Genomic DNA, 17,987 nt, shown 5'->3' with positions numbered 1-17,987 from the left:
CGGCGGTGGCGTTTGCCGCACTGGTTGTGACCGGTGTGGCCAGCTCTTCTGTCGCGGGTGATCTGCGCGAAACCGCTCCGACTTCGATGCCCGGTCAGACGGGCCGCTCGCTTTACGATCCGGTGGCCCATGCGCTCGCGATCGGGCTGACGCCTGCGATGGCAGATGCGCGCGTGGACCGCGCGATCAAAGCCGTGGAAACATGTCCGCTCGTCTTCGACACCCGTAACCCGATCCCGGGTTGCTGGGGCGGGACCGTCGCGCTGGGCTCGTAGGCCCGTCACTCCGGAATAGAGGCGCTCAGCCTGGGCAGGGACTGCCCGATGAAACGTGTAAGGCGCCGGTCGGCCGCGCGGATATCCTCGTCGCGGCGGATCGGCGTGACATAGCGTACCAGCGCGCCATCGGTTCGTCCGCGCGTGAGACCATCCGCGATCACCGACAGCTTCGCGCGCCAGTCACTCGTCATCGCGCGGCCACGTCCGTCGAACCAGTAATACACCAGTTGCCTGTTGAGCCCCTTGGTGATGATCGCGCGGTTGACCTCGAAGGGGGCGCGATGGGGCAGGGCGATGCGATGCGGGCGGAAGGCGCTGACCTCCCAGCCACCGACGGGCAGGCACACCTCGGGCGAGTGGATGCCGTCGCCTTGGCTCTGATCGGCATACCAGGCGACGAACAGGTTCACCGGCGCGTTCTGAGCGGGATCGGCATAGACCGCGTTGAGATAATCGCTCGCCGCTAGGACTTGCTCGGTCGCAGGCTCCAGCGTGCGGCGCGTGCCCTGCCAGCTATCGATCTGCGTCGGGAAGGACGACAGGGGCGCGCGCTCCGGCGGGAGCGTCGTCATCTGCGGCAGGCCTGACCAGAGCACCAGCGCGACCCCTGTGAGGATGACCGCCAACCCCAGATCGCGCGACGGTGCGAGATTGCGCAAGCGGCGTGCCTCAGGCGCAAAGCGCCGATAGTCCAGATCGAGCGCCTCGGAGAGCGGTTTCGGCTCGGACACGAGCCGCTGCAGCCCGATCGCGGTGAGGCTGAGGATGGCGATCGCCGCGCCGAAGATCACCCAACCCTCGAAGACATGCAGAAAGCCCTCGGCCTGCTCGATGCCGTAAGCGTCGACGAGGATCGCGACCATACCGATGCGCAGGGAATTGAGCCCCACCGTCAGCGGCGCGGCCATCGCGAAGAGCACCGCCTTATGCCAGAACGGCCCGCGATAGAGAATTCCGAACAGGTAGGAAAAGCTGAGGATCGGGAAGAGATAGCGCAGCCCCGAACAGGCATCGGCCACCTGCAGCTTGTAGACGCCGAGGTCGATGACGTTGCCGCTCAGATGCACTGGAATGTCAGCGGCGCGCACCAGCATCACACCCAGCTCGGACGAGACGAGCTGGAGGGCGATGGTGAGTTTCCAGTAGAGAATCTGCGGCAGCGGCAGCATGAAGATCAGATGCAGCACCGGCTTCCAATGGCGTTTGCCCGCCTGCCAGCCCATGCTCAGCAGCACCACGCCCATCGTCCAGATAATCAGCGCATAGGTCACGAGGTCGGCGATCTGCGCGCGCGCGCCGAAGACAGCGAGGGAGAGCGCCACTGCGATCACCGTGACGCCTTGCCAGCGCTGCGGGCGGGCGTCCAGTTGCAGCGGCGCGTGGTGCAGTTCGCGCGCGAAAAGATAGAGCGAAATCAGCGGGATCAGCGGCCCGTGGCTGTATTCCGGCGTGGACCACGCGGCCCCGAGGCTGGCCAGCCCCAGTGCGAAGAACGGATAGGAAAGGACGGCCAGCGAAAGCAGGCCGAGCGTGCCCCATGGCAGGGCACGCACCTCGCGCAGAGGGGGGCTCGTGGTGATCATCTCGACTGCTCGCTCATAGGCCGTCTGACGCGGCGCTTTCACATGAGCTTACCCTGCGAGAGCTTTGATCCAAAGACAAAATCAGCGCTGGTCCGGAGCCCGGCGCGGGGTGTTGCCCGACGAGCCCGCCCGCGCGGTCCCGGTCAGCGCCGCAAGCTGCTCCTGCGCGCCTTGCATGGCGGGCGGCAGTGGCGCGCCGGCCAAGCGCAGCGCATCGCGCAAGGCGGCCTCGGCCTGGTCTGTCTCTTCCAGCGCTATCAGCACGGCAGCGTAGTGATATTGCGCCAGCGCGTTCTCCGGCAGCCCGGCCGCGGCAGCGGCAAGAAGGGGGCGGGCGGCGCCGTAATTTCCCAGCCGGTATTCTGTCCAGCCATAGGTGTCCTTGAAGGCAGGTTCAGGTCGCTCGCGGAAGCGTTTCGCGATCCGGGCCGCGCGCTCGAGGCTGGGCCGGTCGTCGCGATGGCTGCTCAGCAGGCTCGCAAGGTTATTGGCGACAATCAGGTCGCTGCTGTCGCGCGTGTAGAGATCGTCATAGGTCGCGATCGCCGCGTCGAACCGGCCCGATTTCTCTTCCGACCGCGCCCGGTAGAGCAGTAGCACCAGATCGGCCTGCGGAGCATTCTCCAGAGCGGTCTGGATCACCGCAAGCGCGTCGCCTTCGCGCCCTTGGGACGCAAGCAGGCGATAGAGCTGGCGCGCGGGACGCGGATCGGCGGGGGTTTCATGCATCAGTGTGCGCAGCGCCGCCTCCGCCTGATCGGTGTCGCCCCGGATCGCGGAGAGATTGGCCGCCAGCAGGCGCAAGCCGCGATTACCGGGCTGTTGCTCCAGTTGAGCGTCGAGATAGGCGCGGGCCTCGGCCCCACGTCCGGAGGCCAGTTGCGCCTGCACCACCGCCGAGACCGCCGCTGCGGAGACTGCCGTGGCCGTGGTGATGCCGTCGTCGCCGGGGCCGGACGCCTGCACCAGAGTTTTCAACGTCTCTATCGCGCTCTCGCTTCGCCCGCGCCCTAGGAGGATCGCGGCACGGATCGACTGCGCCAACCCCTCGGTGCCCGGCGCGGAAAGCGCGGCGAGCCGATCGGCACTGCGATGGGCGAGTGCCCAGTCGTGATCGGCCAGTGCCAGATCGGCCTGTCGCTTGAGCAGGCCCGGGCTGTTCGGAGTGACCTCCACGGCCTCGGCCAGAACCGTCCGCGCGGCACTGGCGCGGTCGTGCGCGAAGAGGAAATCGACATAGCGGATCGTCTCCGGCGCGGCGCGGCCCGCCGCGTCATACGCTTGGCTGAACTGCCCCAGCGCGAGATCGGGGGCGCCGTCGCGCAGATAGGTTTCGCCCAGCAGGGTCAGGGTCTGCGGGTTGTCGGGGGACTGTTGCAAGGCGCTGCGCAGATCGGTGATCGCGAGATCGGTGCGATCTTCCTCGATCCGCCAAGTCGCGCGCTGTTGCAGGGCAGGGACGTTTGTCGGGTCGGTCTTCAGGATGGCCGCAATCTCGGCCTTCGCCTTTTCGCGTTGCCCGTCGTGGTCGAGCATCCGGGCGTAAGCGGTGCGGACCTGACGCATCTCCTCGCTGTCGGGATGGCGGGTGATAAGTGCCTGCATCCGCGCAAGCGCCGCTGCCCGGTCCCCCGCCTGAAAATCCAGATCGGCGCGCATCGCGGTGAAGATCGCCTCGTTCGGCTCGCCCTGCGACTGCGCGATCAAAGAATCGAGTTCCGCCCGCGCAGCGTCGGCCCCTTTTGCGCGGGCCAGAAAGCGCACCAGTTCCAGATAGCCGCTCGTCTGCCGGTCGCGATCGGTCGCGAGCTTGTGCAGGAAGCGCGCCGCCCCCGCCGGATCGTCGCGCAGCACATACCATGCGATCAGCGCGGTGCGGGTCTTCGTGTCCTCGGGGAACAGCCTCTGCATCGCTTCGAGCTGCGCGCCGATCTCGGCGCTTGAGCCGTGTTTCGAGATCAGCTCCAGCCTAAGGACCTGCAAACGGTATTGCGCCGGGTCGCGGGTCAGCGCGGCATCGAGGGCTGTAAGCGTCGCCGTGTCATCGCCTTCCGCGTTTCGCGCGTCGATCAGTACGTGCCAGCCGGTCAGGATCTCCGGATGCGCTTCGGTCAGTGCTTCGGCCGTCGCTGCGATCTCGGAGCGGCGCGCGGTATCGCGCGACAGGCTGGCGTCCCGCAGGTCGAGCGCAAGCTGCACCGCCTGCGCGCCGGGATCGTCGGGCGCGAGTTCCTTGACCGCGTCCACCTCTTCCTGCGCGCGGGGCAGGTTGCCTGTGCGCAGCGACAGCTCCGCAAGGATGCGATGGACATCGACGGTCTCTGGATATTGTTCGAGAAGGCGCAGATACTGGCTGAAGGCTTCCTGCAGCCGTCCCTGCGCCAGCAGCAGATCGGCATAGGCGCGCCGCGCGGCCTTATGCGTGCCGTCATATTCGAAGACATTGCGCAGCTCGACCATCGCGCGGACCGGATCGCCTTCGGCCAGAAGCGTCTGGGCCGATTGGTAATGGGCCTCGGCCTTGTCTTCGTCACTCTTGCAACCGCTCAATGCGAGCGCTGCGCAAAGCGCGAGACAGCTCGCGCGCGCATACTGATATCGGGGCATCTGTCTTGCCTGTCTGCTGCTGCGCTCTGATCGGCGCTTGGCAAGAAGGCTAGCTGCTGCGACGTCAACTATAAAGAGATTTGAACATCCTACCCCTGTCTAAAAGGCCAGTTTTTCGAGGGATAGACGCGTTTTTGCGACAGTTTGGCTGTAACTTCTCACGATCTCCTCACGAATTCTTGCGAAGTGCGGGGGGATGCCGCTTACTGGCGCAAATCCAAGAGGCCAAAGGCCCGGTACAGGCATGAACGAAATCTACACCGAATTCTTCGGACTGGCGGAGCGGCCTTTTTCGCTGCTGCCCGATCCCGACTTCCTGTTCTGGTCGCCAGAGCACAAGCACGCGGCGACGATGCTCGAATACGGGCTTTTCTCGCGCGCGCCGATCACGCTCATCACGGGAGAGGTGGGGGCGGGCAAGACGACGTTGCTGCGTCACCTGATGGCGACCATCTCCGAGGATGTAACGATCGCTCTGGTCTCCAACGCGCGGGGCTCGCGCGATGACGTGATCCGCTGGATCATGCTCTCGCTCGGCCAGCGGGTGGAGGCGGGCGAGGATTACGTCCTGATCTACGATCGGTTCCAGCAGCTTCTGATCCAGGAATATGCTGCCGGGCGGCGCGTGGTGGTGGTGATCGACGAGGCGCAGAACCTCGATGCGGGCGTGCTCGAAGAGCTGCGCATGATCACCAATATCAACGCCGACAAAGACGAGCTGGTGCAGCTGATCCTGATGGGGCAGCCGGAACTGCGCGACCTGATCGCGCGGCCAGAGCTGCGCCAGTTCGCGCAGCGTGTGTCTTCCGGCTTCCATCTCGGGCCGATGCCCGCCGATTGCGCGCAGCCCTATGTCACCCATCGCCTGCGGGTTGCAGGTGCGACGCGGGAGATATTCACCCCCGAGGCCGCACAGAAACTGCACGCCCATTGCGGCGGCCTGCCGCGGCTGATGAACCAGCTGGCCGATCTGGGCATGGTCTATGCCTATTCGGCGCGTTCGGAGGTCGTCACCGGCGAGATCATCGACAGGGTGATCGAGGACAATGTCTTCTATCTCCCGGTCGAGACGCAGCGCGCCAAGCCGCGCGTGATCGCACCCGCGCCGATCTCTGCTGCAAGCGCTGGGCATGCCGGCCTTGCGCCCGGTCCCTCACAGCCGGAGCCCGCGCCCGCCTTTCTGCACAGGGGAGGGCGCTGATGCGGGAGCTCCGCTTCTACGCGGCCCTGTTCGCCCGGCGGATCCACTGGCTCTTGCTGGCGGTGCTGCTGGGGGCGCTTGTCGGGCTGGCGGCCGGACGGATGATCACACCGATCTACGAGGCCAGGGCGCTTCTGGTTGTCGAAGGCGATCGCATCCCCGACCGTCTCGCCGCCTCGACCGCGCACACCGATACCAACGCCAAGCTGCAGGTGATCCGCAAGCGCGTGCTCTCGCGTGAGAGCCTTCTCGACATGGCGCGTCGGATGGCGCTGTTTCCGGACCTGCGCACCGAGACCGGCGCGCGCGATGCCGACGCAGTGTTCGAGGCGCTGAAGAATTCGGTCGCGATCGAAATTTCCGAGCAGAGCAGATCGCGCTCCGCCCCCAAGGACGCGACTTTCATGACGGTGTCTTTTCGCGCCGGCGCTCCGGCTCGCGCCGCGCGGGTCGCGAACGAGCTGGTGACGCGCATTCTGAAGGAAGACGCCGATATTCGCACCAAGGCCGCGCGCGATACGCTCGATTTCTTCTCGCGCGAGGTGGATCGGCTGGAGGCGGAGCTGTCGAAATCCTCCGCGGCGATCTTGCAGTTCAAGCAGGAGAATGGCGACGCGCTGCCCGAGGAGCTGCCGCTGCTGCGCGACCGTCTCGCCGCGGTGCAGGCGGACGCGGAGACCCGGCTCGCGCATGTGAACGAGACCGAAACGGAGATCGACCGGCTGGTGCGCCTGCGCGAGGCGGCAGGGCGCAAGGTCGACCGCGACGCGATCTACCCGCCCGCAGCCCGCGAACTGTCCCGGCTGGAAGCGCAGCGCGACGCGCTCAAACCTCTTCTGCCCGCTGATGACGCGCGCCTCGCGGCGCTGGGGGCGCAAATTCAGGAGTTGTCGCAGCAGGCACAGCTACCGCTGCCGAAAGCGAAGTCGGCCTTCGAGAACCGTCTGCGCGAGTTGACCGATGCGCTTTTCGTGGCGCAGGCTGCGGGCGAGGCCGCTGACTTGAAGATGACGCAGCTTCGCGAAGCCATGGCGAAAGTGCCCGCCAATGCATCGGCGCTCGAAGCGCTGCGCCGCGATCACGACAATCTCGCCGATCAGTACGACAGCGCCGTGCAAGCGCGCGCGGTGGCCGAGACGGGCGACACGATCGAGTCGCTGGCCAAGGGCGAGAAGCTGACCGTGATCGATCAGGCGGTGGCACCGGGCGAGCCGGTGAAACCCAACCGCAAGACGCTGGCGCTGGCCGGGGTCGGAGTGGGGCTACTGCTCGGCCTCGTCGCGATCGCGCTGAAGGAATTGCTCAGCACCGGTATCCGTCGCCCCGAAGACCTGCAGCGCCATTTGGGCATCGCGGCTTTCGCGACGCTGCCTTATCTGAGCGCGCCCGAAGACGCGCGCCGCCGTCGCCGCAAGGTGCTGGTCTCCGGCTCGATGGTCGGCGGGGCGTTCATCGCGGTCGTGGTGCTGTTCAGCGCGTTCTACATGCCGCTCGACCGGCTGTTCTGAGGCAAGGAGAGCGAGATGGCCGAAAGACTTCGAGATGCGATTGCCAAGGCCCGGGCCGCCCGCACCGGGCGTACGGCGTTCGAGCCTGCCGCGCGCGCGCCAGCGTATCAGGGCAGTGACAGTCTCACCGCGGACGCGTGGCAGGCGCTGACACCGATTGCCCCGAACCTCGGGCGACTGCGCGGCAAGCGCATCGTCAGTCCCGACAGCAGCGCCGAGAGTGCCCCGATCGACCTGATGCGCACGAAGATCGTGCAGCAGATGCGGGCCAATGGCTGGCGGCGGCTGGCGATCACCTCGCCCTCGGCAGGCTGTGGGAAATCCACCGTCGCACTCAATCTCGCGCTGAGCCTCGCACGGCAAGAAGAGCGGCGCACCCTGCTCATCGAGGCCGATTTCCGCAAGCCCTCGCTTCTTAAACTGCTCGACGCGCCGCGCGGCCCGCAGGTTTCCGACGTCTTCGCAGGGGAAGCCGAGTTCGCCGATCACGCGCTGCGTCTGGGCGCCAACCTCGCGATCGGAGCAAACAGCAAACCGGTCGCGACCCCGGCCGAGCTGATCCAGTCGCGCCGCGCGACCGAGGCGCTGGAGCGGATCGAGGCTATCTACGCCCCCGACCTTATGATCTTCGACACCGCGCCCGTGCTTGTCAGCGACGATACGCTCTCGCTCGCCGCCGATGTCGATTGCGTGCTGATCATCGCCGCGACCGAAGAGACCACGATCCGGGAAATCGACATCTGCGAGCGCGAGCTGGCCGAACGTACCAACGTGATGGGCGTCGTGGTCAACAAGTTCCGCTTCGCGGCCCCCGAATACGGCTATGCCTATGGTTACGGTTACGGGGTCGTTTCGGACGCGAACTGAGCGGTGCGCCGCTTTGCCTTCCGTCACGCCCGTGCCATATAGCCTCGGTAAGCGAGCGAGGTCCCGCAGGCCGAGGCTTCGGACCGCGCCAAACTCTGCTGACGAAAGGCCGATATGACCCGCATCATCTCTTCTCTCTCCGAGATTTCCGACTCGTATGACGCGCTGTTCTGCGATCTGTGGGGCTGCCTGCATAACGGGGTCGAGGCTTTCCCCGGGGCTGTCGCGGCGCTGCAGGCGTTTCGCGCGAAGGGCGGCAAGGTCGTCCTTCTGACCAACGCGCCGCGTCCGTCGAAGTTCGTGATGGAGTCACTCGACAAGCTGGGCTGTCCGCGCGACGCCTACGACCTCGTCGTCTCTTCCGGCGATGCCGCGCAGGATGCGATGTTCGCGGGCGCCGTTGGCAAGAAGGTCTGGCATCTGGGGCCGTCCAAGGATGACGGCTTCTTCACCCAGGTGCCGGAAGAATGGCAGGGGCAAGCCGAGATCACCCGCGTCGATTTCGACGATGCAGAGGGTATCGTCTGCACCGGTCCCTTCGATGAGGTGAACGAAGTTCCCGAGGATTACCGCCCGAAATTCCTGCTGGCGAAGATGCGCGAGTTGCCGATGCTCTGCGCGAACCCCGATATCGTCGTGGATCTGGGCGACAAGCGCATCTATTGCGCTGGCGCTTTGGCCGCGCTCTACGAGGAAATGGGCGGCGAGGCGATGTATTTCGGAAAGCCCCATCCGCCGATCTACGATCTCGCGCGGCGCAAGTTGAGCCGTCTGGGCGGCGCGGAGGATGCGCGCATCCTCGCCATCGGCGACGGGATCAATACCGATGTGGCCGGCGCCGCGGGGGAGGGGATGGATTGCCTCTTCATCACCGGCGGTTTGGCGCATGACCAGTTCGGCGCCGATCCGCAGAACCCCAATCCGGAGCTGCTGCGCACCTGGCTGGAGGCGCGTCAGCGCGATCCACTCTACAGCATGGGGCAACTGACCTGAGCGGAGCATCAAATTCTCTACGTAACTTTGTTGCGACTTTTGTCTCGGTAGGGTAAAAAAGTTGCGCAGGTGCCTTGCCTGTGCTCTGCCGCATGTGCTATGCCGCAGTGCAACATGAACTTCCGGCTGGGACCTATGGATATGCTCGACAACCTGCCCCGTGGCACGATCTGCATCGAAGATCTGGAAATCGGCATGGTGCGCTACCTCCGCAAGGAGGTCACCGACCGCGACATCGAGATGTTCGCGGAGGTTTCCACCGACCATAACCCGGTCCATCTGGACGACGCCTATGCGCAAGACACCATTTTCGAGGGTCGAATCGCGCATGGCATGCTGACCGCGGGGCTGATCTCGGCGGTGATCGGGGAGCAGCTTCCCGGTCACGGCACGGTCTATCTGGGCCAGTCGCTCAAATTCATGGCCCCCGTGCGCCCGGGCGATGTGGTCTATGCCGAGGTCAAGGTCACGGCGATCGACCATTCGCGTCGCCGTGTCACGCTTGAAACCCACTGCGCGGTGGGCGATACGGTGGTCGTGAAAGGCGAGGCGCTGGTTCTGGCGCCTTCGCGCAAGTTCGACTGACCCGGCGACCTCGCCGGAGGGCGGGGTGGATGAAACGCTTGACCACTTGGAAATCGCTGGAGAAATCCTCGCGCGGGGCCTCCGTCGCGATGGGCAATTTCGACGGCATCCATCTCGGCCATCAATCGGTGATCGATCAGGCGCGCGGGAAAGATGCGCCGCTGGGCGTCATCACCTTCGAACCCCATCCGCGCGAATTCTTCGCGGCGCGCGCCGGCAAGACCCTGCCGCCGTTCCGGCTGATGAACCCCGAGGCGCGCGCCAACCGGCTCGCCAAGCTCGGCGTCGATCGCCTCTATGAGTTGCCCTTCAACGACGAACTGGCCGATATGAGCGCCGACATGTTCGCCCACGAAGTGCTGGCCGAAGGGCTGGGCGTGACCCATGTCGCGGTTGGCGGCGATTTCCGCTTCGGCAAGGGGCGCGAGGGCGACGTGGCGATGCTGACGGAGCTGGGCGCGAAATACGGCTTCGAGGTCACCGTCGCGCCGCTTCTGCATGTCGAGGGGGTCGAGGCGTCCTCGACCGCCATCCGCACTGCTCTGGCCGAGGGCCGTCCCGAGGATGCCGCCGCGATGCTGGGCCACCTGCACCGGATCGAGGGCGAAGTGCTCCACGGTGACAAGCGCGGACGCGATCTGGGTTATCCGACCGCGAACATGTCGATGGCCGGGCTGCATCTGCCCAAGCTTGGCGTCTATGCGGTGAAGTTCGACGTGCTGACCGGTCCCTACAAGGGTAGCTATCTGGGGGCGGCGAGCCTCGGAGTGCGTCCGATGTTCGGCGAGAACACCCCGAACCTCGAAACCTATGTCTTCGATTTCAAAGGCGACCTTTATGGCGAGCATGTCTCGGTCGCGCTGGTCGAATTCCTGCGTCCCGAGATGAAGTTCGACGGGCTCGAGGCGCTGGTCGCGCAGATGGATGCCGATTGCGTCCGCGCGCGGGAGATTCTGGCGGAGCGCTGAGAGGCGAACGCCGACCTCAACTCCCGCCCGGGCGACCAGCCCGGGCCGCGCCCGACCTCCCAGCGGGAGGGCGCTTTGCGTCGCCAGCGCGCGCATCGACGTCGCTCGGTGACGGGACCATAAAGCTCAGACCACGAGAGTCGCGAACGCCCGCCCGAGGTCGGTCTGCCCGTCCCGCCATGTCCAAATCGCAGATCCGCTCACGATACGCCGATCTGCCCTTTCCATTTCCCCGCCGCTGCCCCATTTTCCGCGCCATGACCAAATTGCGCCCCGAGTTCTGGAAACTGCCGCTGAAGAAGCTCACCGCCCCCGAATGGGAGGCGCTTTGCGATGGCTGCGGCAAATGTTGCCTGAACAAGCTCGAATACGAGGATACGGGCGAGGTCGTCTTCACCCGCGTCGCCTGCCGGCTGCTCGATGGCGAGAGCTGCAGCTGCACGCAATATGACATTCGCCACCAGTTCGTCCCCGAATGCGTGACGCTGAGCCCCAAGACGATCCACAAGATCGCCTATTGGATGCCCGCGACCTGCGCCTACCGGCTGCGCTTCGAAGACAAACCTCTACACGACTGGCACTACCTGATTTCGGGCTCGCGCGAGACGGTCCATGAGGCCGGGGAGAGCGTGCGCGGCTGGACCGTGCCCGAGTTCGAAGTGCCCGAAGACGAGTGGGACGAATACACGATCGAGGATCTCTCATGAATTTTGCCTCCGACAACACGTCCGGCGCCCATCCCGCCATTCTCGAGGGCCTCACGGCTGCGAATGAGGGTCATCTGCATTCCTATGGCGACGATCCGATCACCGAGGGCGTTCAGGCGAAGATCCGCGAGATCTTCGAGGCACCCGAAGCGCGTGTCTATCTGGTCGCGACCGGGACGGCGGCCAATGCGCTCTCCTGTGCGGTGCTGACCGATCCCTGGGGCGCGATCTTCTGCCACCGCAACGCCCATATCGAGGAAGACGAGTGCGGCGCGCCGGAATTCTACACCAACGGCTCGAAACTGGTTCTGGTCGACGGGCCGGATGCGAAGATGGACCCCGACGCGCTGGCGCGCACCATCGCGCACACGGGCCGCGGCGGTATCCATAACGTGCAGCGCGGCATGGTCTCGATCACCAACTCGACCGAGGCAGGCGCCGTCTATTCGCCCGAGGACGTGAAGGCGCTGACCGATGTCGCACGCCGCTACCATCTGCCGGTGCATATGGACGGCGCGCGTTTTGCCAATGCGCTGGTCGCTGCGGGTTGCACTCCTGCGGAGATGACGTGGAAGGCGGGCGTCGACGTGCTCAGCTTCGGCGGCACCAAGAACGGCTGCATGGCGGTTGAGGCGGTGGTGATCTTCGATCCCAAACGCGCCTGGGAATTCGAGCTGCGCCGCAAGCGCGGTGGCCATCTTTTCTCGAAACACCGCTTCCTCGCGGCCCAAATGCAGGCCTATCTGGCCGATGATCTGTGGTTGAAGACCGCGCGGCATGCAAATGAAATGGCACGCAAACTCTCGGAAGGCATCGGCCAGATCGAGGGCGCGAAGCTGATCCACCCGACGCAGGCCAATGCGGTCTTCGCCGCCTTGCCGCGCGGCGCGCATAAGCGCGCGAATGCGGCCGGGGCCTATTACTATCTCTGGCCCTTCGATCAGTCGCTGGAAGGCCCTGAAGACGAGCTTCTGGCCGCGCGTCTGGTCTGTTCCTGGGCCACAACGCCCGAGGAAATCGACGCCTTCCTCAGCCACTTGGCGTAATCGGCGCCGAAGATCAGCGCCGCCCGGGCAGCTCGCGAAAGGCGATCTTCTCGGGCGGGCCATCCCATTCCGGATGCTCTTTCTGTGCGGCTCTCAGGGCCGCGCGGAACCGGCGGATCGCACCAAGGCCCGGAATGCGCGGGATATGTGCGAGCTCCCAGTGAATGCCGTTGATCGGATCGTCGAAGAACACCGCGTAATAGCCCGGCGCATAGACGGGATATTCCCGCGGGGCGTCTGTCACCGACAGCTCGCGCGGGATCAGGAAATCTCGGTGAAACGCATCCACTTCGGCGCGTGACTTCGCCCAGAGCGCGATGTGATGTATGCCCACCGCCCGCGCGTCATGATCCAGCTTCTTGCCGGAATGCGCGGGCTGGATTCCGATATAGGAATGCGGCATCGGGAAGCGCGCCATGTAATAGGTCGACCGATATCCGATATCGAGCGTCCAGAAGCTCTTATATCCAAGCCATCCGAACATCGCATCGTAGAAGGCGATCGACCTTTCATAGTCGAGCACCGAAAATTCGACGTGATTGACCCCGCGCCAACGCATGAGAGGCCTCCTTTCGGTTGCCTTCACACTAGACGAGGCAGGCGACCATGCAATGACGCTTCACGCAGACGGGATAGGGTAGGGCGGCTGCCAGACCTTTGCGGGGGCAAGCTGCCGGACCGTCGCGGGGGTAACCTCGAACAGAACGAGATGGCTCAGATCGGGGCGCGAGCGCGACGCATAGAGCATCGCTTGCGCGCCGCTGTTCCGCGCTCGATCCGAGAAGTGCCAAGTGGACGAGGGCGCGCCGCTCGCGCTCTCATCCTGCCAGACCGCCGACGCCGCCGCCTGATCGGGCGTGCCTCGCAGGTCGTCCACCGCCTGCGCTGTGATCTGCAACGGAACGATCACCCGCGGCGGATCGCTGGCCCGCACGTAACGCCGCAGGGCTACGCCAGCGCCTTCGGCACTCAGCGAGGCATAAAGGGCTACCTGCCCGGAATGATGAAACCGGCCCTCCGGATGGCGGGCCGGTTCGCAAGCATCTTCGGCACGATCGGCAGAGAGGATCCGCCAGACCGTGCCGTGGAAAGAGATCACTCGGCTTCGCCCTGCTCGGCGAGGAATTTCTCGGCGTCGAGCGCGGCCATGCAGCCCATGCCGGCGGAGGTGACCGCCTGACGATAAGTGTGATCGGTCAGGTCGCCTGCCGCGAAAATGCCCGGCTGAGAGGTCCGGGTCGAGCCCGGTTCCACCCAGACATAGCCGCCCGATTGCATCTTCAGGCTGTCCTTGACCAGTTCCGACGAAGGCGCGTGGCCGATCGCCACGAAGAACCCGTCGCAGGGGATCACCTTCTCCGAGCCGTCCGCGGTGGATTTCACGCGCACGCCGGTCACGCCCAGCGGATTTTCGTCGCCGAGGATTTCCTCGACCGTGTGATTCCACTCGATCTCGACCTTGGGGTTCTTGAACAGGCGCTCCTGCAGGATCTTCTCCGAACGCAGCGTGTCGCGGCGGTGGATCAGCGTCACCTTGGAAGCGAAGTTGGTCAGGAACAGCGCCTCTTCGACCGCGGTGTTGCCGCCGCCGATCACCACGACCTCCTTGCCGCGATAGAAGAACCCGTCACAGGTCGCGCAGGCCGAGACGCCGAAGCCCTTGAACTTCTCTTCCGAGGGGAGCCCAAGCCATTTCGCCTGCGCACCGGTGGCGAGGATCACCGCCGAAGCCTCGTATGTCGTACCCGAATCGCCTTTTGCAACGAAGGGGCGCTTCGACGTGTCGAGCTCGGTGATCATATCCATGATGATCTCGGTGCCCATCGCGCGGGCATGCTCTTCCATCTTCACCATCAGCTCGGGGCCCTGGATCTCGCTCTCGCCGGGCCAGTTCTCGACCTCGGTGGTGATGGTCAGCTGGCCGCCCGGCTGCATGCCCTGCACCAGAACCGGCTCGAGCATCGCACGCGACGCATAGACCGCCGCCGTGTAGCCGGCAGGGCCGGAACCGATGATCAGAACCTTGGTTTTCTTCGTCTCGGACATGCCCGCCTCCTTGGAAATCTGCCCGACGGATATAGTCGGAGCGAAGCGCGCCGAAAAGCCCCTGCATGCCGCGACAAATAGCACTTGCGGAGCGTGTCGCGAAATATTATTGCGCCTCCTCTCTTCCGGCGGTAAGTTCTGCCGCAACGCACGAAGGATTATTTCAACATGGCCACCTCTCGGCTCGACGATATCGACCGCAAAATCCTTGCTGAACTGCAGGCGGACGGGCGGATGACGAATGTCGAATTGGCGAAACGCGTGGGGATTTCGGCCCCGCCGTGCCTGCGCCGCGTGCGCACGCTCGAAGAGGCGGGTTACATTCGTGGCTACCATGCCGATGTAAACCCGCGCGAACTGGGATTCGAGGTGCAGGTCTTCGCGATGGTGCGCCTGCACAGCCAGGCCGAGGCGGACCTGTCGAATTTCGAGGCGCGCTGCCGGGAATGGCCGCTCGTGCGCGAGTGCCACATGCTCAACGGCGAGATCGATTTCGTGCTGAAATGCGTGGCGCCCGACCTGTCGAGCTTCCAGAGCTTCCTGACCGGGCAACTTACCGCCGCCGAGAACGTCGCCAGCGTGAAAACCTCGCTGGTAATCCGCTGTGCCAAGGACGAGCCGGGCGTGCCCTTCGACGTGCTCGAAGAGCGTATCGCCAAACTGGCCTGAGCCTTGCCCTGACCCCATCCGTTGCCGGAGGTGCGCTGCCCCTCCCTTCGCTGTCGCGAATTCCCGCCCCGGGATATTTTCGCCAAGCCGAAGGAGCGCGTGGCCGCTTCGCTCTTGAGAAATATCCCGAGGGGGCCGTAGGCCCGGGGGCAGAGCCCACTTCTTTTTTGATATATGTCGCCGGCCGGCGACGCGTTTCTTGATATATTTCGCCGTCCGGCGACGGGGGCGGCGCCCCTCAGCGCGTCTCTTTCGGGCGCAGCACCAGCCAGATCAGCGCGGCGCCGGCCAGCGTCAGAAACGGGATCATCGCGAGGTTGACTGCCTGCCAGCCCGCCTGGGCATTGCCGCTCTGGGTGCAGTTCATCAGCCCGCCCGAGGCGAGCGAGGCGAGGAAGACGCCGCCGAACACCACGAAATCGTTCATCCCCTGCACATGCCCGCGCTCTTCCGGGCTATGGGCTGAGGCGAGCATCGCGGTCGCCCCGATGAAGCCGAAGTTCCAGCCGAGCCCGAGGAGGATGAGCGTGGCGTAGAACTGTGCGAGATCGACGCCGCTCAGCGCCATCGCACCCGCTGCGGCGAGAATGGCCAGTCCTGTGCCGACGATCGCCTCTTTGCCGAAACGGGCGATCAGGTGGCCGGTGAAAAAGCTCGGCACATACATGGCGAGCACATGCGCCGAGACGATATTGGCCGCGTCCGCTTGCTCGAACCCGCAGCCGACGACCGCGAGCGGCGTCGAGGTCATCACGAGGTTCATCAACGCGTAGGAGACCATGGCGCAGATCATCGCGACGAGGATGACCGGATCTTTCAGCAACTCGCGGCGGCTGCGGCCCTCGTGACGTTCGTGCTTCTTGCGCCGTCCCGGGGCGGGGATGTCGAGGAAGGAAAACAGGATCGGCCCGAGCGCATTGATCGCGATGATCGCGAGATATGTCGCCATGAAGGGTACGACCATCGCCTCGCTCGTGACTTTCACCAACTGAGGCCCGATGATCGCAGCCACCAGCCCGCCCGCCATCACGTAGGATATCGCCTTGGGCTGAAACTCCGCGCTGGCGGTATCGGTCGCCGCGAAGCGGTAGAAGCCCTGCGCAGACATGTATGTACCGGTGAAGAACGACCCCAGCATGAAGAGCGCGAAGGAGCCGTGGAATAGCGCATAGGCCGCGGTCGCCGCCCCCAGCGCGCCCATCGCATTGGAGAGGATGAATCCCGCGCGGCGACCCTTTGCTGCCATGAATTCCGACATCGGCTGTGCCGAGAGGACTGAGCCAAGAATGATCAGCGACAGGGGCAGCGTCGCGAAGCAGGGGTTGGGCGAGAGCATCTGGCCCGCGAGCCCGCCCACGGTGAAGATCATCGGCATCTGCGCGCCAAGCAGCGCCTGTGCCAGGACCAGCACGATCGTGTTGCGCATTTCGCGCGTGGCGGGAGGGGCGGGAATGTCACTCATGACAGCTTGCTAGCGTGGCGATTGGGGGCTGGCAAGCGGGCGCGGCATGAGGCAGGGTGTCGCGCATGGTTGGACGTATCATTACCTGCGAAGACGACATTGCCGAAGGCACCGAATTTCTCTGCCGCGCCGAGCCGCGTTTTGCGGAGGTCTGTGCGCTGACGGGGCCTTGGCCCTTACGCCGCCGCGAGGACGGGTTCGAGGCGCTGCGCGACGCGATCATCGGCCAGCAGGTTTCGGTCGCCGCCGCGAATTCGATCCGCAACAAGGTTATCGGCGCGGGCTTCGGAGATCCGGTCTCGATCGCCGGCGCCTCGGAAGAGGACCTGCGCGCCTGTGGCCTTTCGCGCCAGAAGGTGCGCTACCTGCAGGCGCTCTCCAATTCCGGTGTCGATTTCGAGGGGCTGCGCGCGATGCCCGACGAGGAGGTGGTCGCGCAGCTCCTGCCGATCCCCGGCATCGGGCGTTGGACCGTGGAGATGTACCTGATCTTCGCTCTGGGCCGCGCCGATGTTTTTGCGGTCGACGATCTGGCGCTCGCCGAAGGGGCGCGGCTGCTATTCGATCTACCCGAGCGGCCCAAGCGCAAGCAATTCAATGAGCTATCGGCGGCCTGGTCGCCGTGGCGCGCGGTTGCGGCGCGTGGCCTCTGGGCCTATTACGCGGCGTGTAAAGAGCGTGAAGGAGTTGCCCCATGACCCGCAAGCTGGACGCCGGACGCAGAGAGCCGCAATCCGGTACGGTGAAATCCGCCGTGGTGTTTCTGCATGGCTACGGTGCGGACGGGGCGGACCTTCTGGGCCTCGCCGATCCGCTGGGCCAGCATTTGCCCGACACGCTGTTTCTCGCGCCCGACGCGCCCGAGCCCTGCCGCGCGGCCCCTTACGGTCGTCAATGGTTCCCGATTCCGTGGATCGACAATTCCAGCGAAGCGGAATCCGCTCAAGGTCTCAAGGATGCTGCAGCCGACGTGGATGCGTTCCTCGACTCCGTGCTGGAAGAGCAGGGGCTGACGCCCGCGCAGCTCGCCGTGATTGGCTTCTCGCAAGGCACGATGACCGCGCTCGAAGTGCTGCCGCGCCGCGCCGAACCGGTCGCGGGACTGGTGGCTTTCTCGGGGCGTCTGCTGCGCCCGGAAGCCCTGGGCACTGAGGCGATCTCGAAGCCGCCGGTGCTGCTGATCCATGGCGATCAGGATCCGGTCGTGCCCTTTGCCGATATGGGCAAGGCTGGCGATGCGCTGGTCTCGGCGGGTTTCGACACTTATGCCCATGTAATGAAGGGCACCGGGCACGGAATCGCACCGGACGGCCTCTCGGTGGCGCTGGCCTTCCTGCAGGACAAGCTGCCCGGCTGATCGGCGGGGCATGCCGCAGCGCCGCGACGCCGGGCTCCATTCTCCGTCTTGGGCCGTCATTTCCTTGTCATGGCAGTTTGCTACCCATGCCGCATGGCAGCAATCGCGAG

The 17,987-nt window shown here is 65.2% G+C and carries 18 protein-coding genes; 12 read left to right on the top strand and 6 right to left on the bottom strand.

Annotation, left to right across the window (positions count from 1 at the left end; all coding sequences use genetic code 11):
- Positions 1-5 precede the first annotated feature (5 nt).
- Positions 6-275, top strand: coding sequence for a hypothetical protein (locus DEM26_RS11685; RefSeq protein WP_109172456.1), 270 nt, complete (start codon positions 6-8; stop codon positions 273-275).
- A gap of 5 nt (positions 276-280) precedes the next feature.
- Here the strand turns inward: DEM26_RS11685 and xrtD are convergent, their stop codons facing one another.
- Both xrtD and DEM26_RS11675 read right to left on the bottom strand, forming a co-directional pair.
- The gene (gene xrtD, locus DEM26_RS11680; RefSeq protein WP_109172455.1) at positions 281-1,861 is read right to left on the bottom strand and encodes a VPLPA-CTERM-specific exosortase XrtD; all 1,581 of its coding nucleotides are present in this window, start codon (positions 1,859-1,861) and stop codon (positions 281-283) included.
- An 81-nt stretch (positions 1,862-1,942) separates the two neighbouring features.
- Entirely contained in the window at positions 1,943-4,468 is a 2,526-nt protein-coding gene (locus DEM26_RS11675; RefSeq protein WP_109172454.1) for a tetratricopeptide repeat protein, read from the bottom strand.
- Positions 4,469-4,712: 244 nt separating this feature from the next.
- On the opposite strand from DEM26_RS11675, the gene DEM26_RS11670 reads away from it, so the two are divergent.
- The 8 genes from DEM26_RS11670 (at position 4,713) to DEM26_RS11635 (ending at position 12,343) form a co-directional block, all read left to right on the top strand.
- Entirely contained in the window at positions 4,713-5,669 is a 957-nt protein-coding gene (locus DEM26_RS11670) for an ExeA family protein (RefSeq protein WP_168184164.1), read from the top strand.
- Positions 5,669-7,177, top strand: a complete 1,509-nt coding sequence (locus tag DEM26_RS11665) for a hypothetical protein (protein ID WP_109172453.1) — start codon at positions 5,669-5,671, stop codon at positions 7,175-7,177. Before DEM26_RS11670 ends, DEM26_RS11665 begins: the two co-directional genes overlap by 1 nt.
- A 15-nt stretch (positions 7,178-7,192) precedes the next feature.
- On the top strand, positions 7,193-8,044 hold the full coding sequence (locus tag DEM26_RS11660; protein ID WP_109172452.1) for a CpsD/CapB family tyrosine-protein kinase: 852 nt from the start codon (positions 7,193-7,195) through the stop codon (positions 8,042-8,044).
- 114 nt (positions 8,045-8,158) lie between these two features.
- Entirely contained in the window at positions 8,159-9,037 is an 879-nt protein-coding gene (locus DEM26_RS11655; protein ID WP_109172451.1) for a TIGR01459 family HAD-type hydrolase, read from the top strand.
- Between the two features lie 141 nt (positions 9,038-9,178).
- Positions 9,179-9,622, top strand: a complete 444-nt coding sequence (locus tag DEM26_RS11650; RefSeq protein WP_075774735.1) for a MaoC family dehydratase — start codon at positions 9,179-9,181, stop codon at positions 9,620-9,622.
- 29 nt (positions 9,623-9,651) lie between these two features.
- Positions 9,652-10,590 carry a bifunctional riboflavin kinase/FAD synthetase gene (locus DEM26_RS11645; RefSeq protein ID WP_109172450.1) on the top strand — a complete coding sequence of 313 codons (939 nt, stop codon included), beginning with the start codon at positions 9,652-9,654 and terminating at the stop codon, positions 10,588-10,590.
- A 257-nt stretch (positions 10,591-10,847) separates the two neighbouring features.
- A complete protein-coding gene (locus tag DEM26_RS11640) occupies positions 10,848-11,297 on the top strand; it encodes a YcgN family cysteine cluster protein (RefSeq protein ID WP_075774736.1) in 450 nt (149 codons plus the stop codon).
- Positions 11,294-12,343 (top strand): threonine aldolase family protein, encoded by a 1,050-nt coding sequence (locus tag DEM26_RS11635; RefSeq protein WP_088718871.1) that lies wholly within the window; start codon positions 11,294-11,296, stop codon positions 12,341-12,343. The genes DEM26_RS11640 and DEM26_RS11635 overlap by 4 nt, the downstream gene beginning before the upstream one ends.
- Before the next feature lie 13 nt (positions 12,344-12,356).
- On the opposite strand, the gene DEM26_RS11630 is transcribed toward DEM26_RS11635, so the two are convergent.
- The 3 genes from DEM26_RS11630 to trxB are packed head-to-tail and all read right to left on the bottom strand — an operon-like array spanning position 12,357 to position 14,389.
- Entirely contained in the window at positions 12,357-12,902 is a 546-nt protein-coding gene (locus DEM26_RS11630; RefSeq protein ID WP_075774526.1) for a VOC family protein, read from the bottom strand.
- 60 nt (positions 12,903-12,962) lie between these two features.
- Positions 12,963-13,442 (bottom strand): RES family NAD+ phosphorylase, encoded by a 480-nt coding sequence (locus DEM26_RS11625; protein ID WP_109172449.1) that lies wholly within the window; start codon positions 13,440-13,442, stop codon positions 12,963-12,965.
- Positions 13,439-14,389, bottom strand: a complete 951-nt coding sequence (trxB, locus tag DEM26_RS11620; RefSeq protein WP_088718868.1) for a thioredoxin-disulfide reductase — start codon at positions 14,387-14,389, stop codon at positions 13,439-13,441. The genes DEM26_RS11625 and trxB overlap by 4 nt, the downstream gene beginning before the upstream one ends.
- 168 nt (positions 14,390-14,557) lie before the next feature.
- On the opposite strand from trxB, the gene DEM26_RS11615 reads away from it, so the two are divergent.
- On the top strand, positions 14,558-15,058 hold the full coding sequence (locus tag DEM26_RS11615; protein WP_075774529.1) for an Lrp/AsnC family transcriptional regulator: 501 nt from the start codon (positions 14,558-14,560) through the stop codon (positions 15,056-15,058).
- Positions 15,059-15,296: 238 nt separating this feature from the next.
- Here the strand turns inward: DEM26_RS11615 and DEM26_RS11610 are convergent, their stop codons facing one another.
- Positions 15,297-16,520 (bottom strand): MFS transporter, encoded by a 1,224-nt coding sequence (locus DEM26_RS11610; protein ID WP_109172448.1) that lies wholly within the window; start codon positions 16,518-16,520, stop codon positions 15,297-15,299.
- A gap of 65 nt (positions 16,521-16,585) precedes the next feature.
- Here DEM26_RS11610 and DEM26_RS11605 point away from each other — a divergent pair, with 65 nt between their 5' ends.
- Positions 16,586-17,218, top strand: coding sequence for a DNA-3-methyladenine glycosylase family protein (locus tag DEM26_RS11605; protein ID WP_109172447.1), 633 nt, complete (start codon positions 16,586-16,588; stop codon positions 17,216-17,218).
- Entirely contained in the window at positions 17,215-17,877 is a 663-nt protein-coding gene (locus DEM26_RS11600; protein WP_075774532.1) for an alpha/beta hydrolase, read from the top strand. Before DEM26_RS11605 ends, DEM26_RS11600 begins: the two co-directional genes overlap by 4 nt.
- Positions 17,878-17,987: the final 110 nt, after the last annotated feature.

This window comes from Thioclava sp. NG1 (genome assembly GCF_003122275.1).
Lineage (GTDB): Bacteria > Pseudomonadota > Alphaproteobacteria > Rhodobacterales > Rhodobacteraceae > Thioclava > Thioclava nitratireducens.
Note: the sequence above shows the minus strand (reverse complement) of the source record. Positions and strands in the feature narration are given on the sequence as shown.

What these genes read in the sequence shown, in the direction of transcription:
- xrtD (WP_109172455.1), bottom strand. Translation starts at nt 1,861, where the DNA reads ATGATCACCACGAGCCCCCCTCTGCGCGAGGTGCGTGCCCTGCCATGG.
- DEM26_RS11675 (WP_109172454.1), bottom strand. Translation starts at nt 4,468, where the DNA reads ATGCCCCGATATCAGTATGCGCGCGCGAGCTGTCTCGCGCTTTGCGCA.
- DEM26_RS11670 (WP_168184164.1), top strand. Translation starts at nt 4,713, where the DNA reads ATGAACGAAATCTACACCGAATTCTTCGGACTGGCGGAGCGGCCTTTT.
- DEM26_RS11665 (WP_109172453.1), top strand. Translation starts at nt 5,669, where the DNA reads ATGCGGGAGCTCCGCTTCTACGCGGCCCTGTTCGCCCGGCGGATCCAC.
- DEM26_RS11660 (WP_109172452.1), top strand. Translation starts at nt 7,193, where the DNA reads ATGGCCGAAAGACTTCGAGATGCGATTGCCAAGGCCCGGGCCGCCCGC.
- DEM26_RS11655 (WP_109172451.1), top strand. Translation starts at nt 8,159, where the DNA reads ATGACCCGCATCATCTCTTCTCTCTCCGAGATTTCCGACTCGTATGAC.
- DEM26_RS11650 (WP_075774735.1), top strand. Translation starts at nt 9,179, where the DNA reads ATGCTCGACAACCTGCCCCGTGGCACGATCTGCATCGAAGATCTGGAA.
- DEM26_RS11645 (WP_109172450.1), top strand. Translation starts at nt 9,652, where the DNA reads ATGAAACGCTTGACCACTTGGAAATCGCTGGAGAAATCCTCGCGCGGG.
- DEM26_RS11640 (WP_075774736.1), top strand. Translation starts at nt 10,848, where the DNA reads ATGACCAAATTGCGCCCCGAGTTCTGGAAACTGCCGCTGAAGAAGCTC.
- DEM26_RS11635 (WP_088718871.1), top strand. Translation starts at nt 11,294, where the DNA reads ATGAATTTTGCCTCCGACAACACGTCCGGCGCCCATCCCGCCATTCTC.
- DEM26_RS11630 (WP_075774526.1), bottom strand. Translation starts at nt 12,902, where the DNA reads ATGCGTTGGCGCGGGGTCAATCACGTCGAATTTTCGGTGCTCGACTAT.
- trxB (WP_088718868.1), bottom strand. Translation starts at nt 14,389, where the DNA reads ATGTCCGAGACGAAGAAAACCAAGGTTCTGATCATCGGTTCCGGCCCT.
- DEM26_RS11615 (WP_075774529.1), top strand. Translation starts at nt 14,558, where the DNA reads ATGGCCACCTCTCGGCTCGACGATATCGACCGCAAAATCCTTGCTGAA.
- DEM26_RS11610 (WP_109172448.1), bottom strand. Translation starts at nt 16,520, where the DNA reads ATGAGTGACATTCCCGCCCCTCCCGCCACGCGCGAAATGCGCAACACG.
- DEM26_RS11605 (WP_109172447.1), top strand. Translation starts at nt 16,586, where the DNA reads ATGGTTGGACGTATCATTACCTGCGAAGACGACATTGCCGAAGGCACC.
- DEM26_RS11600 (WP_075774532.1), top strand. Translation starts at nt 17,215, where the DNA reads ATGACCCGCAAGCTGGACGCCGGACGCAGAGAGCCGCAATCCGGTACG.